This window comes from Agrobacterium tumefaciens (genome assembly GCF_005221325.1).
In the GTDB taxonomy this organism is placed as follows: Bacteria; Pseudomonadota; Alphaproteobacteria; order Rhizobiales; family Rhizobiaceae; genus Agrobacterium.
On the sequence record NZ_CP039889.1, the window covers coordinates 312531 to 328238 of the forward strand.

Consider the following 15708-nt stretch of genomic DNA (forward strand, 5'->3'; position numbering starts at 1 on the left):
CATTATGAACATCAGTCAGGACATCACAGTTGCGGCAGGTGGCCTTGATGCCACGGCGGCCATCCAGCAGGCGATCGACACCGTGTCAGCGGCAGGCGGCGGGCGGGTGTCTCTCTCGGCCGGGCGTCATGTCAGCGCCGGCCTCCATCTCAAAAGCGACGTGGAACTGCACCTTGCCGAAGATGCGGTGCTTGCCCCCGTTTCCGATTACGACGCTTATGCGCTCACCCGGGTTTCGGTGATTGCCGAAGACTCCGATCGCGGGATGATCATTGCCAAGGGCGCAAGCAATATCGCCGTCACCGGTCCCGGCCGTATCGAGGCCGGCGGTGAAAACTTCATCATCGGCGATGACGCGGCCATGGGAACCTATATCCCGGCGAAAAAACGCCCACGCGCGATGGTGCTGGAAGCCTGCCGCAACGTGCGCCTCGAAAACCTCCACGTCAGCGGCTCCCCCATGTGGACGCTGCATATGGTCGATTGCGAGGACCTCCATTTCCGCAACCTGCGCATCGAAAACGACCGCCGCCTGCCGAATACCGACGGCATCGTGCTCGATGCCTGCCGGCGCGCCTTGATCGAGGATTGCTTTATCTCGACCGCCGATGACGGCATCTGCCTGAAAACCAGCGCCGGGCCGGATGGCAAGGCCGTGGGGGTCTGCGCCGATATCACCGTGCGCCGCTGCACCGTTTCCAGCATGAGCTGCGCGCTGAAACTCGGCACCGAATCCTTCGGCGATTTCATCAATGTGGTGTTCGAGGATTGCAAGGTCGTGCAGTCCAATCGCGGCATGGGCCTGTTCTCCCGCGATGGCGGCGCCATGCGCAACATCCGCTTTTCGCGGATCGAGGCCGAGTGCCAGGAAACGCCGGGTGGTTTCTGGGGCTCCGGTGAAGCGGTGACCGTCACGGTCGTCGACCGTCGCCCCGAACGGCAGGCCGGCAGCGTGGACAATTTGGTCGTGGAAGACTTGAGCGGTTCGATGGAGGGAGCAATCAACATTGTCTCCACCTCGGCGGCCGGCATTCACAATGTCCGGCTGGAGCGCATCACGCTTGCGCAGCAGCCCGGCAAGCTCGGCACCGGCCTGCAATATGACCTTCGCCCCACCAATGCCGACATAGCGCCAAGCGCCGATGCGGCTGGCCGCGCCAATGCCTGGACGCAGGATGCACAGGGCCGGATCGTCGGCATGGAGGATTATCCGGGCGGCATGCCCGCGATTTACCTTGCGGGCGTTCACGGGTTTTCGGCGCATGATGTCGCCATCAGGAGAATGACGCCCTTGCCCGAGGGCTGGAATATCGAAGAGATCGTCGCGACGGCGAGCTTGCCCGAAGGGAGCAGGTAATGGGAAGTCTGAAGCTAGAGAACCTCAACAAGGCATTCGGTGCCGTTCATGTCCTGCATGATATCGATCTTGAGATCGAGGATGGGGAGTTCGTCGTTTTCGTTGGCCCTTCGGGCTGCGGAAAATCCACCCTGCTGCGCATCATCGCGGGGCTTGAGGACGTCTCCTCCGGCACCATCGGCATTGGCGGACGCGATGTCAGCGCGCTGTCGCCGGCCGAGCGCAAGATCGCCATGGTGTTCCAGTCCTATGCGCTTTATCCGCATATGAGCGTGCGCAAGAACCTCGCCTTCGGCCTGGAAAACCTGCGTTTCAAGCGGGCGGAAATAGAAAGCCGCATCAATGAGGCCGCGCGTATGCTCGCCATCGAGCCTTATCTCGACCGCAAGCCGAAACAGCTTTCCGGCGGCCAGCGCCAGCGTGTCGCCATCGGCCGCGCCATCGTGCGCGAGCCTGACATCTTCCTGTTCGACGAACCGCTGTCGAACCTCGATGCCGCACTGCGCGTGCAGACCCGCGCCGAAATCACGCGGCTACACCGCGATATCAAGACCACGATGATCTATGTCACCCACGACCAGGTGGAAGCCATGACCATGGCCGACAAGATCGTGGTGCTGCGCGCCGGGCGTATCGAACAGGTGGGCAGCCCGCTTGAGCTTTTCGACAATCCGCGCAACCTCTTCGTTGCCGGTTTCCTCGGTTCGCCACGCATGAACATGCTGAAGGGCACCATTATCAAGGGCGAAGACGGCAGCATTGCCATCGATGCCGGCTACGGTGTGTCGCTCCCCTGCCTTGCCGATCCGGCCGCGGTCAGTCCCGGACAGGCGGTTCTGGCGGGCATTCGCCCCTCGCATTTCACCATCGCGGATACCGGTCTGCCCTTCGAGGTGCAGTACCACGAAAGCCTCGGCACCGAGACCTATCTCTATGGCAATATCAAGGGTGAGAAGGAGCAGATCATCGTGCATCAGGCGGGTCATTTCGCGCCCGCTTCCGGCTCCGTTCTGAAGATCATGCCGGCACGGGAAAAGGTGCATGTCTTTGATCCCGCCACCGAACTGGCGCTGCCGCGTCTTGAGAGCGAAAGGAGAGGTTAGCATGGCCAATCCGACGCTTGCGAGACTGTCCGACCGTGCGCTCGATGCCGTGATGGCAATCGCCGAAGTTCCGCTCAACTTCATCGAGCGGCTGATCGGCAAAAGGCGCATGCCCTATATCTTCCTGATGCCGAACCTCGTTCTTTTCGGCATCTTCACCTTCCTGCCGATTGCGATTGCCGTCGGCTACGCCTTTACCGGCGGTACGGAACTTTTGATCTCCGACCGCCCCTTTGTCGGTCTGGAGAATTTCGGCAAGCTGCTGGATTGCCAGAGCTATATGGACCCTGGAAGCTGCCGGGAATCGCTGTTCTGGACAGCGATCTGGAACACGCTGTGGTTCGTCGCCTTCAATGTCGTCGCCACGTTGCTGGTCGCGCTCATCACGGCGCTGATCCTCAACCGGGCGATCGCCGCGCGCGGTTTCTTCCGCGCCATGTTCTTTTACCCGGTGCTGCTGTCGCCCGTCGTCATCGGCCTCATCTGGAAATGGTTTCTGGACCGCAACGGCCTGCTCAACGCCTTTTTCCAGATGCTGGGCGTGCCGCCGGAAATCTTCCTGCTGGATGTCGGCTGGTCGCGCTTCTTCGTGGTCGTCGTTTCGGTCTGGTTCCATATGGGCTTTTATACGCTGATCCTGCTCGCCGGCCTTCAGGCGATCCCGAAGGATCTCTATGAGGCCGCCGCCATCGATGCCGCATCGCCACGGCGCACGCTTTTCCGCATCACCCTACCGCTTCTCGGCCCCAACCTGCTCGTTGTGCTCATCCTGTTGATGATCCGCTCGGTGCAAATCTTTGATGAGGCTTGGGTTCTCACCAATGGCGGCGGGCCGGGCACGGCCAATACATTCGTGGTGCAATATATCTACCAGATGGCCTTTGGCAGCGATTTGAGGCTGTTTGGCCTTGCCTCCGCCGCATCGGTTCTCATGGGCCTTGTGCTTCTCGCACTCACCCTCGTGCAGTTGCGCCTTGGCAAAAAGATGGAGTCCTGACCATGTCCAACGCCGTCGCGTTCCTCACGCGTACCCGCCGCCCCGGCCGGATCGGCCTCACCGACATCCTCTCCTGGGTCTGGCTCATCGGCGGCACGCTCGCCGTTCTCATCCCGGTCGTCTGGGCCGCCATGTCATCGCTGAAGCCGGAAGCCGAAATCACCCGGTTTCCGCCGAGCCTTCTGCCCCGCGCCGCCGTGCAGGTGGAGGTGCAAGGGTACGATAAACCGCTCAGCCTATGGAAAGCCACCATCGATGACGTGGAGCGGGAAATGGCCATGATCCGCCGTGTCGGCCTCAAAGCTCAGATGGTGGACCCCGCCAATCCCGGCCCGCCCGTCAGCGTCGATACACGCGAAATAACGCCGGTTCAGAAACTGACCATCGCGACGGAGAACTTCACCGATCCCCTGACCCAGTTCAGCTTCCTGACCTTCCTCAAGAACTCGGTCTTCGTCACCCTCGTCGCGACTGTTCTGACCTTGATCGTCAACGCCATGGCGGCCTTCGCACTGTCGAAATACCGCTTCCGCGGCGAGAAGGCGATCTTCGTGCTGATCATCTCCACCCTGATGATCCCGCTCACCGTCGTCATGGTGCCGGCCTATCTCGTCATCGTCGGCGTCGGCCTCGTGGACAATCTCTGGGGCGTCATCATCCCCACCGTCGCGACTCCGACCGGCGTGTTTTTGCTCAGGCAATATATGCTGACCATTCCCGACGAGCTGATCGAGGCCGCCCGTGTGGATGCGGCAAGCGAATTCCGCATCTTCTGGCGCATCATCCTGCCGCTGACAGCCCCGGCTCTCGCGGTTCTCGCCATCTTCTCGGTGCTCTGGCGTTGGAACGACTTCCTCTGGCCGCTGATCGTTCTCAGCAGCCGCGAGAACTTCACGCTGCAAGTGGGACTGAACGCCTTTCAGGGCGAGTTCTCGGTGCAATGGCACTATATTCTCGCCATGACCTTCCTAAGCCTGGCACCCGTCACCGTCGTGTTCCTGTTCCTGCAGCGTTACATCACAACAGGCATTGCCGGCACGGGAATGAAATAATCCCCGACATCACCTGGGGGGCGGCGCGATGCTGCCTCTCAACACCAGCCGACAACCAAGTTCCAGCCGATGCGCCGGACGTGTCGGATCGGCTGCCACCAGCCGCTGCTCCAGCAGCGCAAGCGCCGCACCGCCCAACCGGTCAGCCGGCAACTGAATGGTGCTGAGCGGCGGCGCGCTGAAGGCCGCTGGCATGATATCGTCGAAACCCAGCACCGAGACATCATCGGGAACCCGTATTCCGGCTTCCGTCAGCGCCTTCAGACAGCCGAGCGCCAGATTGTCGGCGGCGCAGAAGATCGCCGTCGCATTTCTGAGCGGACGTTCCTCGGCCAGCAGCCGACGAATGGCGGCCTCGCCCCATTGCGGCTCATAGCTGTCGACCTCGACCACCATATCCGAAGGCACGACAAGGCCCGCCGCGAGATACGCGTCGCTAAAACCATCATAACGGCGGCGGATCGTCGTGCGCCCCTTCCAGGTGATATGCAGGATATTGCGATGCCCGAGCGACAGCAGATGCTCGATGCCGAGCCGCGCGCCAAAACGGTTTTCGGCCGTCACCGTATCGACGATCATGGCCGGGTCTTCGCCATTGATCAGCACCACAGGCCGCCCAAGCGCCGACAGCGCCTCAACCAGCTGCGGCCTGTCATCATTGAGAACCACGATACCATCGACATTGTCGGCATCCGCAGCCCCCGCCACGGCGACCGGATCAATCCGGCTCGTCGCGCTGACATAGGGAACGATGCGAATGCCGCGCCGCTCGCATTCGCGCCGAAAACCGTTCAGCATCGTCCAGCTGACCATGTTGAGGTCGCTCTGAGGGGCTGCGTCATTGGTCATGGCCAGAAGCACGACGCGCAAAGTGGCGATCGTCGCCTTCTGCCGGCGGTTTTCGAGGTAACCGAGCGTGCGCGCCGCCTCCAGTACCCGCTCGCGAACCTGCGTGGTCAAGGGCGCAGTGCCGTTGATGGCATGCGAAGCAGTGCTCAGCGAAACATTCGCCTCCCGCGCCACGTCCTTAAGCGTCGTTTTCCGGTCTATTTTCATAAAGGGGAAATCCAACCACTCTTCTTCGGACGGTGCGGGCAGAAAGCCTGCGTCACGCAGTCGGTCTGAAGAATACCCGTGCCTGTTTGCTGTTCTCTAGTCGCTGGAAGACTACAGCATCATCCGTAAATCCGGAATTGATTTCTTTGGGTTTTTGCCGTTCGTTTATCCCCGGCCATCAGCGCCGCCCGCGGCGAACCGCGGGCGGTGCTGCGGTCAGAGCGCCTGGGAGATATGCCCGATACTATCCCGCACGGCAGCGGCAGGGTCATTCAGTTCATGCACCTCAGTCGCAAAAGGCTCGAAGCTGTAAGGCCCCTTGTAACCGGCCGCCTCGAGCGTCCTGATCTGGGCAATATTCTCCAGCCGGTCGTCGCCATCCACCAGAACGCGGTGGGCATCCAGCATGTCGGCGACGGAGACGGCAGGGTCTGTAACGCCGGAAATATGCACGAGGCCGGTGCGTTCGGGGAAGAACACGGTCTCGCCCGCAAGGTGATGGTGGAAGGTGTCGTGCACCAGCTTGTAGACATCGCCGCCGCCAGCAGCGTCGATGGCCTTGATGGCCTCGGCCTTGGTGCGCAGCGACGAGACCGGGAAGCCGAGCGGTTCGACAAGGCCGGTCAGGCCGCGTTCTTCGAGGATCGGCTTCATGGCCTTCAGCGCGGTCACGAGATCATCGAAGGGCACCGCCGTGCCGTCATTGAGCGGGCACATCACCAGCGCCTTGGCACCGCTGGCCACCGCATAATCGGCCATGGCGACCGCCCGTTTCGGCAGGTCACCCGACCAGACGTTGAAGGGATAAAGCGCGTTGATCGAGATGATCGACACGCCCGCTTTTTCGGCGGCCGCCTTCACCGCAGCCGGGTTCATTGTGCCAACGATATCAGGCAGGTCGTTGCGGATTTCGACTTCGGTGAGACCGAGCCTGCGGGCGGTCGCGAAAAATTCCTCGAGGGAAAGCTTCGGCGCGGTGATGTGGTTGATGGCAAAACGCATAAAAACCTCACTTGTAAAGGGCAGGACGGGCTGGCAGCTCGATGGCGACCGCGGCCCCTTCCGTTTCCTGCGCGGCAACGCAGGCATCGGAGGTAATGGCGGCCACGTAGCCATCCCAGGAACTCGGTCCCGATGCCGTTCCCTTCGCCGCCGCGTGGATGAAATCCTGTAATTCAACATCGTAACTCGCGATGAAGCGATCTTTCCAGTCGGTCAGAATGTCATTCTGCAACTTCGCGCCAAGACGCGTCTGAATGGACATCGGATCTGGCAGGCTGGCAATGCCGTCCTCACCCACCACCTGGCACTGGATATCATAGCCATAATGGCAATTGACGAAGATTTCGACGTCGATGATCGTGCCCTTGGCGGTTTCCAGAATGACGATCTGCGGGTCCTTCAGCCTTGCGTGGCTGCGGGCGGCGGAGCGGGGGAAGAGAACCCTTGCCGAAACATAATCGTCATCGAGCAGCCAGCGTAGCACGTCGATCTCATGGATCATGGTGTCGTGGATCGCCATGGGCGTCACATATTGCTCAGGAACCGCCGGGTTGCGGTGGGCGGCATGCACCATGATCGGCGCGCCGATCTTCGTATCCACGGCTTTTTTCAGCGCCACGTAACCGGCATCGTAGCGGCGCATGAAGCCCACCTGCACCAGCCGCGTGCCATACGCAACCTCGGCCTCGACGATGCGCCTCGCCCCTTCCGCCGTGGTCGCCAGCGGCTTTTCGCAAAAGCACGGCTTGCCGGCGGCAATGGCCTCCAGCACATATTGCTCATGGGTCGCGCCCCATGAAGTGACGAGCACGGCATCCACATGAGGCGATGCGATCAGCTCTTCGCCGGTGGCGAAAACGACGGCATCCGGGGCGATCTCATTTTTGACCGCCTCGGCCGAGGCGCGGTTGACGTCGCTCAGCGCAACGATCTTCGCGCCGCCCAGAACCTTGTTGATACGGCGGGCATGATCACGCCCGATTGCGCCGGTGCCGACGACACCAATTCTCACAGTCATCTGAAAAACCTCATTTCCAGTATTTGGCGACGTATCGCCGGGTTTCGCTGAGCATGAACCGCGCGCTTTCATCGACGCGATCTTCCCAGGCAAAAACGCAGTTCGACAGCACGCCATCGAATTTCATATCGGCAAGCGTTGCGAAGAAGGTCTCCCAGTCGATCTCGCCCTGGCCGAAATCGGTGTGCTGGTGCACCCTGACCTTGGAGCCGGGCGGATTGACGATGTAGCGCAGCTGCGACGACTTGTTGTGGTCATAGGTATCGGCAAGGCGCACATGCACCAGATGTCCTTCGGTCTCGCGCAGGTTAGCCACCATGTCCGGCCCGTAAAAGAACGTATGCGGCGCGATGAAGGAGGCCTTTACCGCCTTGGAATTGATGGTCTTGATGATATCGATGGCAGGCGCGATCTCCTCGATCCAGTCTTCGGGATGCGCCTCCAGCGACAGCACCAGCCCTTCCCGCTCGAGGATCGGTACCAAAATATCCATGGCGCGGAAGAACTGCGCCTCGCAGGTTTCCGGGCGATGCAGGCCGGAACGATCGTTAAGGCTGCGATCCGGCGAGCCGCCACGGCCGAATTCCGAAACGAACATCGGGCATTCCATCTCGACGGCAATCTCGATGGCGCGTTTCCAGTTGTCTATCGCCACCTCCCATTCGTCCGGATAGGGGCTCGCCCAGCGATACATGGGTTGCAGCGTGGCAAGGCCGACGCCGTGGTCCTTCAGCGCCCTTTTGAATTCAGCGACGCGTTCGGGATAGACCTTCGGGCGTGTCCACCAGGAGAGGAAATCCGGGCGGGGCGAAAGTTCGACGTACTCATAACCGAGGTCTGCGACCTTGCGGCAGGTCTCCGGCAACGAAAGGTGCCGGAACATGTGGGGATCGAGCGTATGTTTCATGGCTGTTTCCAGTGGAGGGATAAATGGACGGGGGCCGAAGCACCGGCTTATTTCGCGTGGGCGGACATGTTTTCCGGGGTAACGAGTTCGAACGGCACCCTTCGCCGGAGCCGGTCATGTCCCGGCTCCGGCGCGTTCGGCCTGCCCGGCGGCACTCCCCGGGAGCGGAGAAGCCGCCTGGACACGGCCATGGCTCAATTCTTGGCCTGATAGTTCTTGAGGTTGTCAGGCGTCACCAGTTCGAAGGGCACGAAGACCTTCTTGTCGATGGTCTCGCCCTTGGCGATTTTCAGCGCCGCATCCAGGGCACCCTTGCCCTGACCGGCGGCGTTCTGGAAAACGCTGACATCCAGATCACCCGCCGCCATGGCGGCAAGAGCATCCTGCGTGGCGTCGATGCCGGCGATGATGACGCTGTCCATCGACCGGCCTGCCGCCTTCAGAGACTGGATAGCGCCGATGGCCATTTCGTCATTGTTGGAAATGACGGCATCGAACTCCACGCCGGCAGAAAGCCAGTTGGTCATCAGATCCGAGCCTTGCGTGCGCGACCAGTTGGCGGATTGTTCCTCGACAAGCTTGATGAAACTACATTCGGGCGTGGCGACCACATCCTTGATATCCTGCGTGCGCATGCGGGCCGCCTGGTTGGAAAGCTCACCCATCATCACCACCGCTTTGGCTTCCGTCTTGCCCGCCTCCTTCAAGAGCCGGCAGACTTCCTGCGTCTGCAGGGTGCCCGACTGTTTTTCATCGGAGGCGACAAAGGCCTGCTTGTCCGGCAGGCTATCGAGATTGACCGGCTGGCGGTTGACATAGACAAGCGGAATACCGGCGGCGGCAGCAGCCTGCGAAAGCGCCACTGTCGCGTCCGTATCGACAGGATTGACAATGATGGCGTCAACGCCGGCGGCGACGAAGTTCTGCACCTGGCTCAGCTGCTTGCCGACATCGTTCTGCGCATCCTCGACCTGCAACGAAACGCCGCTCATGCCCTTGGAATAATCGACCATGCCGTTGCGCAGCACCGTCAGGAAATTATCGTCGAACAGCGCCATCGAAACCCCGACGGTCTGAGCCGATGCACTCGTCGCCAGCATGGCGGCAAAAGCTGCAATTGCGAAATGTCTTTTCATGTCGTCCTCCTCCAAAACCCTTTGAAAAGAACCGGTTGCACCATCTCGCAAACGTTGTGCTGTCATGGCTTTCCGGCAAAAGCTGCCCCTTCGCCGCAAAGGAAAATTTGCGGCGTCAAGCAACCCTGAAATAATCTAATGTCGTGGAGGTCGGCCTCCTACCCGCTCCACAGGTGGCCAAGATTTCCTAGTCCGGTCGCGGCGTCAACGCGTCAGAGACCGGCGAAACCATCAAGCCTGATAGAAACAGGCGCTAGATTTATGATAGAATCTATCAAACCATCACAGGCTCTCAGGAACCCACAGATGAGCAGGCACGAAACGCTGCCCCGGCGTTTCCGCCATGCCGTGTTCGATGCTGTGAACCATAGTGGCCAGAAGATCGGTGCAGAGTTCGCGCAGCGGGGTCTGGAAGACGCCGCTGATGCGTCGTTCCAGCAGCGCCTGACGGGATTCGGGCGTCAGTTCATTGACAAGACAGACGATGGTCTCCTGCCGGTTTTCCTGCTGCAACGCCTCGATCACCCCTTCCATGCCGCCGCCGACGCAATAAATGCCGACGAGATCCCGGTGCTTGGCGATGGTGTCCATGACCAGTTCATAGGTCAGGCGACGCGTCTCCAGCGTAATCAGCGCGTCCATCACCTCGAATTCCGGCGCATATTCGCGCATGTAGCTGCGAAATCCCGTCTCACGCAGGGAATGGCCATGGAAACGGTGGCCGCCGAGCAGAAGAAGCACCTTGCCCTTGCCGCGCGCCAGCCGGGAGATCATCCACGCCGCCGTGCGCCCGACCTTCATGTTGTTGGCGCCGAGATAGGCTTCCCGCACGCCCTGGGCAAAATCTGACAGCAGCGAAAACGTCGGTATGCCCTTGGCCTTCAGCGCCTCGACGGCGGCCGTGACATCGTGGTGATCCGGCCCCGTGGCGGCCACAGCCTGCACGCGGCCTTTCATGCCATTCAGAAGCGCTGCAAGCTCACTTGGCTCACCCGACTGGGCGAACTCGATGCGCAGAGTGATGTGGCGGTCCCGGATGTTGCGCGCCGCAAGCTCCAGCTCGTCGGCAAAGGTTTGGTAAAAGGCGTGCCGTTCCTTGCGCAGGGTGATGCCGAGACTGTAGGACGGCATATCGGCCAGCATGCGCTGACGAATGATGTTGGCGGCATGAAAGCCGATCTTCTCCGCCGCCTCGAACACCCGTCGCGCCGTTTCCTCCCGCACCGGCAGGCGACCGTTCAGCACCCGGTCGACGGTGGCGACACTGACGCCGGCGGCTTTTGCAACATCGGTGATGGTCGGACGCTTCATGTGGACACCCCGGAGGCGGAAAGATTCCCGTCATATCTCGCAAAACATCTCACGGATCATGATGGAATCCAACATGCGCGAAGAGATATGAGCGGGGAGCGTCACGGCAGGAATGCTTAGGCCGCGCCCAGCGCGGCGCCTGCTTTACTAGTCCACCACGCCTCTCCTCATCCCTGTGCTTGTCACAGGAATGAGGAGTGTGGCATATGCCAAAAGGCGGGAAAACCGCCTGCCGAGTGGCCTGAATAGCCGCTGTGACGCGTAAGGAAACTCCGGCACGGCATTCACACCGTATCACGATGCCGAATGTCGTTATCCCGTCACACCCGTTCCAGCGCCACGGAAATACCCTGCCCGACGCCAATGCACATGGTTGCAAGCGCCAACCGCTTCCCTCTCAAGGAGAGCTCAAGCGCTGCCGTGCCGGCAATGCGGGCACCCGACATGCCAAGCGGATGACCAAGAGCAATCGCGCCGCCATTGGCATTCACCCGCGCATCGTCATCGGCAATGCCGAGCTGGCGCAGCGTCGCAAGGCCCTGGCTGGCGAAGGCCTCGTTCAGCTCGATCACGTCAAGCTGTTCCTGCTTCAACCCCAGCCGGGCCAAAAGCTTGGCCGAGGCAGGCGCCGGGCCGATGCCCATCACGCGTGGCGGCACACCCGCGGCGGCACCGCCGAGAATGCGGGCAATGGGGGTGAGACCATATTTCTTCGCCGCTTCCGCCGAAGCGATGATGAGCGCGGCCGCACCATCATTGACTCCAGACGCATTGCCCGCCGTCACCGTCGCGCCTTCGCGCTTGTTGACGGGCTTGAGCTTCGCCAGTGCTTCGAGACTGGTCGCGCGTGGATGTTCGTCCTTGGCGACAACAAGCGGATCGCCCTTGCGCTGCGGGATCGTCACCGAGACGATCTCTTTATCGAGACGGCCATTGGCCTGTGCATCAGCCGCCTTCTGCTGGCTGCGCACGGCAAAGGCATCCTGATCCTCGCGCGAGACCTGATAATCGACCGCGACATTGTCACCCGTTTCCGGCATGGAATCGACGCCATATTGCGCTTTCATCAGCGGGTTGACGAAGCGCCAGCCGATGGTGGTGTCGTAGATTTCGGCATTACGCGAAAAGGCGCTCTCCGCCTTGGGCAAAACGAAGGGCGCGCGGCTCATGCTTTCCACGCCGCCGGCGATCATCAGTTCCGCCTCGCCCGATTTGACGGCGCGGGCGGCCGCAATGACAGCATCCATGCCGGAGCCGCACAGCCGGTTGATCGTCGCTCCGGTCACGGAAACCGGCAGGCCCGCAAGCAGCAGCGACATGCGCGCCACATTGCGGTTGTCCTCGCCCGCCTGATTGGCGCAGCCGAAGATCACATCTTCGATGGCCTCCCAATCGACGGAAGGGTTGCGCTCCATCAGCGCCTTCAGCGGCACCGCGCCGAGATCGTCGGCCCGCACGGAAGAGAGCGCGCCGCCGAAGCGGCCGATGGGCGTGCGGATATAATCGCAGATATAGGCTTCGGTCATCGGTGTTTCCTCAAAGTTCCGGTGCAACGAGATCGGCTACCGCGCCATCCACACTGAGCGGCGCGCCGGTCATGGCCTGCAATTCCTCAAACGTCATCGTCGGCAGCTTTTCGCGCAGCACGAAACGGCCGTCCACCACGTCGATCACCGCATGGCTGGTATAGATGCGGGTGATGCAGCCAACGCCGGTCAGCGGGAAGGCGCATTTCTCAACGAGCTTCGGCTCGCCATTCTTGGTGACATGTTCGGTGATGACGAAGACCTGCTTGGCGCCATGCACCAGATCCATGGCCCCGCCGACGGCCGGCACGCCCTTGGAGCCGACGCGCCAATTGGCGAGATCGCCATTTTGCGCCACCTGATAGGCACCGAGGATCGCCACATCCAGATGCCCGCCGCGCACCATGGCGAAGCTGTCGGCGTGGTGAAAAAAAGCGGCACCCGGCTTCAGCGTCACGGCCTTTTTGCCGGCATTGATGAGGTTCCAGTCCTCTTCTCCCTCAGGTGGCGCTTCGCCGAAATTCAGGATGCCGTTTTCGGTATGGAAGATCGCCTGACGGCCGGGCGGCTGGTAACGCGCCACCATTTCCGGAAAGCCGATGCCGAGATTGACGTAGGCGCCGTCCTCGATGTCCTGTGCCGCACGCCAAGCAATCTGGGCGTTGGAAAGCTTGATGTCTTCGCGGGTGTCGATGGTCGTGGTCATGCGTAGGCTACTCCGGCGCGAATGAGGACTTCTTCCTGTTGCGGATCGGGGATTTCCACAACGCCGTTCACAAAAATGCCTGGTGTCACGACATGCTCCGGGTCGATCTCGCCGGCGGCGACGATCCTGGAGACCTGCGCGATGGTGGTCTTCGCGGCCATGCACATCAGGGGGTTAAAATTGCGCCCCGCCTTGTTGTAGGTGAGGTTGCCGTAGGTATCGCCAAGCTCGGCCTTGACGATGGCGAAATCGGCTTTCAGCCAGCGTTCCTGCACATAGGAGCGGCCGTCAAATTCCGCGATCACCTTGCCGTTGGCCAGTTCCGTGCCAAAGCCCGTCGGGGTGTAGAAGGCCGGAATGCCCGCACCGCCAGCGCGGATGCGCTCGGCAAGCGTGCCCTGCGGCACCAGTTCCAGCTCGATTTCACCGGCCAGATATCTGTCGGTGAAGGCGCGCGGATCGGAAGAGCGCGGGAAGGAGCAGATCATTTTTTTGACCATGCCTGCGTCGATCATCGCCGCGATGCCGATGCGCCCGTTACCGGCATTATTGTTGATGACTGTGAGGTTCTTCGGTCCCCTGTCGATCAGCGCATGGATCAACTCGATGGGCGCGCCGGAGCCGCCGAAACCGCCGATCATGATCGTCGCACCGTCGCCGATGCCGGCAAGCGCCTCTTCCGCACTCTTGATTGTCTTGTCCATTCTCAAAACCTCCATCCAGCCAAGCGGATGGAACCGGCAAGGCTGCGTGGCCATGAGGTAAAGCCGAAACTGCCTCGACGGCAAGGATTTTGTGCGCTATATGATTTTTGTTCGTATATCGCACAAATGGAGTCGTGACATGGCCGTCAGCGAAAGAGACATGATGGGCGGTCTCGCCAAGGGATTGCGGGTCATCGAAGCCTTCAGCGCCGAGCGGCCGCGGCTTTCCATTTCCGATGCCGCCGAGATTGCCGGGCTGGACCGCGCCACGACGCGCCGCTGTCTGCTCACGCTTTCGGAGCTTGGTTACGCAGCTTATGACGGCAAGTTCTTCACCGTGACGCCGAAGGTGCTGCGGCTTGGCACCGGCTGCCTCGCCACCATGCCGCTGCCGAAGATCGTGCAGCCGCTCATCGACCGTCTTTCGGAAGAGATAGGCCAGAGTACCTCCGCTTCGATTCTGGACGAGACCGAAATCGTCTACGTCGCGCGCGCCGCCCAGCAGCGGGTCATGTCGATTGCGCTGATGCCGGGTTCGCGCCTGCCCGCCTATTGCACTTCCATGGGCCGGGTTCTTCTTTCGGCTCAGACGGCCGAGCGGCAGCGCGACATTCTCGAAGCCTCCCGGCTGGTGGCGCGCACGGAAAAGACCATTACCGGCATGGACGCTCTGCTCGCCGAAATCGAGGCGACCGGCCATCGCGGTTATGCGCTGATCGATCAGGAGGTGGAGATCGGCCTTCGCTCCATCGCGGTGCCGCTGAAAACCATGCGCGGCCAGACAGTTGCCGCCCTCAATGTCGGGCTTGCCGCTTCAGTCGCCTCAATGGAGGATCTGGTGGAGCGTTATCTGCCGGCGCTTCTTTCCGTTCAGCGGGAGCTGGCGCGAATGCTGGTCTGAGACTGGGACGGTGTCAACCGCGCGCCTATATCACCCATTTTGCGCTGTTCAGCGAGACGCCAGGCACGCGGCGTCATGCCGGTCTCCCGCCTGAAGAAGCGGTTGAAATAAGCGGGATCGGCAAAACCAAGCCCTTCGGCGATCATCTGCACGCTGGAGACAGTAAAGACCAGTTCCTGCTGGGCGATTTCGATCTGACGCTTAGCGATCAGCCGCTGCAGGCTGAGGCCGGAGACCGAACGGACGAGCCTGTTGAGATGGGTTTCGGAAAGGCCGAGCTTCCTGGCATAAAACCCGGCTTTCTGCGGCTCGCGGATATGGCGGGCGATCAGCGATAGCAGCCGTTCGAAACGCTGTTCGGCAAGACCTTCGCCGCTCGTTTCGAGAAGCGGCCGCGCCGCCCGTGAAAGAAGCGAGACCACAGTGGCGAGCTGGCCTTCGATCATCGCATCGCGACCAATCTCGCGCACCTCATATTCCGCGGAAATCCGTTCGAACCCGCTGCGCAGGCCTTCTTTCTCGGTGAAATCCCGCAAGGGCAGAAGCACCGGCTGCTGGAAATTGCGCAGTAACAAGGCCTGCACCGATGCCGGCAGCGCGCCGGGCAGCATGGTAACGATCACCCCGCCAATATCGCGGGAAAAACGAAAGCCATGTTCGAAACCCGGGGGCACAATGATGGCGACCGGCGGGCGGATCGGCTCGATGCGGCCGTCCAGCAACGCATCGCCCTCGCCGCCGAAAATGTACAAGATTTGCAGAAAGGCGGAATGATGGTGCAGGCCGATTTCGAAACGGTGCAGGCTGCTTCTCGAGAAAAGCGTCTCGCAATGGAAGCGAAAATCGGTGCCTTGCGCGGCTTCATCGCCATAAAGCCCGTCATTGGCAGCAACCCGCATCTCACCCCACTCCTCCGTATAATGGTCGGATTG

General features: G+C 61.2%; 15 protein-coding genes. 5 read left to right on the plus strand and 10 right to left on the minus strand.

The features are described 5' to 3' along the window. Nucleotides 1–4: 4 nt before the first annotated feature. The 4 genes from CFBP5499_RS16350 to CFBP5499_RS16365 are packed head-to-tail and all read left to right on the plus strand — an operon-like array spanning nucleotide 5 to nucleotide 4509. A complete protein-coding gene (locus CFBP5499_RS16350) occupies nucleotides 5–1357 on the plus strand; it encodes a glycoside hydrolase family 28 protein (protein WP_173990652.1) in 1353 nt (450 codons plus the stop codon). Then, nucleotides 1357–2460 (plus strand): ABC transporter ATP-binding protein, encoded by a 1104-nt coding sequence (locus tag CFBP5499_RS16355; protein ID WP_080829847.1) that lies wholly within the window; start codon nucleotides 1357–1359, stop codon nucleotides 2458–2460. Before CFBP5499_RS16350 ends, CFBP5499_RS16355 begins: the two co-directional genes overlap by 1 nt. 1 nt (nucleotide 2461) lies before the next feature. Then, complete coding sequence (locus tag CFBP5499_RS16360; protein ID WP_080829846.1) at nucleotides 2462–3457, plus strand: carbohydrate ABC transporter permease; 996 nt, start codon at nucleotides 2462–2464, stop codon at nucleotides 3455–3457. A gap of 2 nt (nucleotides 3458–3459) precedes the next feature. Further along, on the plus strand, nucleotides 3460–4509 hold the full coding sequence (locus CFBP5499_RS16365) for a carbohydrate ABC transporter permease (RefSeq protein ID WP_130932561.1): 1050 nt from the start codon (nucleotides 3460–3462) through the stop codon (nucleotides 4507–4509). A 9-nt stretch (nucleotides 4510–4518) separates the two neighbouring features. Here the strand turns inward: CFBP5499_RS16365 and CFBP5499_RS16370 are convergent, their stop codons facing one another. The 9 genes from CFBP5499_RS16370 to CFBP5499_RS16410 form a co-directional block, all read right to left on the minus strand. Next, nucleotides 4519–5565, minus strand: coding sequence for a LacI family DNA-binding transcriptional regulator (locus CFBP5499_RS16370; RefSeq protein ID WP_173990569.1), 1047 nt, complete (start codon nucleotides 5563–5565; stop codon nucleotides 4519–4521). A gap of 216 nt (nucleotides 5566–5781) precedes the next feature. Further along, nucleotides 5782–6567 (minus strand): TIM barrel protein, encoded by a 786-nt coding sequence (locus CFBP5499_RS16375; RefSeq protein WP_080829844.1) that lies wholly within the window; start codon nucleotides 6565–6567, stop codon nucleotides 5782–5784. A 7-nt stretch (nucleotides 6568–6574) separates the two neighbouring features. Next, complete coding sequence (locus tag CFBP5499_RS16380) at nucleotides 6575–7585, minus strand: Gfo/Idh/MocA family protein (RefSeq protein WP_080829843.1); 1011 nt, start codon at nucleotides 7583–7585, stop codon at nucleotides 6575–6577. Nucleotides 7586–7595: 10 nt separating this feature from the next. Beyond that, entirely contained in the window at nucleotides 7596–8492 is an 897-nt protein-coding gene (locus CFBP5499_RS16385; protein WP_080829842.1) for a sugar phosphate isomerase/epimerase family protein, read from the minus strand. Nucleotides 8493–8686: 194 nt separating this feature from the next. Continuing rightward, a complete protein-coding gene (locus tag CFBP5499_RS16390; protein ID WP_080829841.1) occupies nucleotides 8687–9628 on the minus strand; it encodes a sugar ABC transporter substrate-binding protein in 942 nt (313 codons plus the stop codon). 282 nt (nucleotides 9629–9910) lie between these two features. Continuing rightward, nucleotides 9911–10939, minus strand: coding sequence for a LacI family DNA-binding transcriptional regulator (locus tag CFBP5499_RS16395; RefSeq protein ID WP_080829840.1), 1029 nt, complete (start codon nucleotides 10937–10939; stop codon nucleotides 9911–9913). A gap of 320 nt (nucleotides 10940–11259) precedes the next feature. After that, nucleotides 11260–12465 (minus strand): 3-oxoadipyl-CoA thiolase, encoded by a 1206-nt coding sequence (pcaF, locus tag CFBP5499_RS16400; RefSeq protein ID WP_137066347.1) that lies wholly within the window; start codon nucleotides 12463–12465, stop codon nucleotides 11260–11262. Between the two features lie 10 nt (nucleotides 12466–12475). Further along, entirely contained in the window at nucleotides 12476–13171 is a 696-nt protein-coding gene (locus CFBP5499_RS16405; protein WP_080829839.1) for a CoA transferase subunit B, read from the minus strand. After that, on the minus strand, nucleotides 13168–13875 hold the full coding sequence (locus tag CFBP5499_RS16410; RefSeq protein WP_080829838.1) for a 3-oxoacid CoA-transferase subunit A: 708 nt from the start codon (nucleotides 13873–13875) through the stop codon (nucleotides 13168–13170). The genes CFBP5499_RS16405 and CFBP5499_RS16410 overlap by 4 nt, the downstream gene beginning before the upstream one ends. A 139-nt stretch (nucleotides 13876–14014) precedes the next feature. Between CFBP5499_RS16410 and CFBP5499_RS16415 the strand changes: the two genes are divergently transcribed. Then, on the plus strand, nucleotides 14015–14776 hold the full coding sequence (locus tag CFBP5499_RS16415) for an IclR family transcriptional regulator (protein WP_080829837.1): 762 nt from the start codon (nucleotides 14015–14017) through the stop codon (nucleotides 14774–14776). On the opposite strand, the gene CFBP5499_RS16420 is transcribed toward CFBP5499_RS16415, so the two are convergent. Further along, a complete protein-coding gene (locus tag CFBP5499_RS16420) occupies nucleotides 14746–15675 on the minus strand; it encodes a helix-turn-helix domain-containing protein (RefSeq protein ID WP_080829836.1) in 930 nt (309 codons plus the stop codon). The genes CFBP5499_RS16415 and CFBP5499_RS16420 overlap by 31 nt on opposite strands. Nucleotides 15676–15708 lie beyond the last annotated feature (33 nt).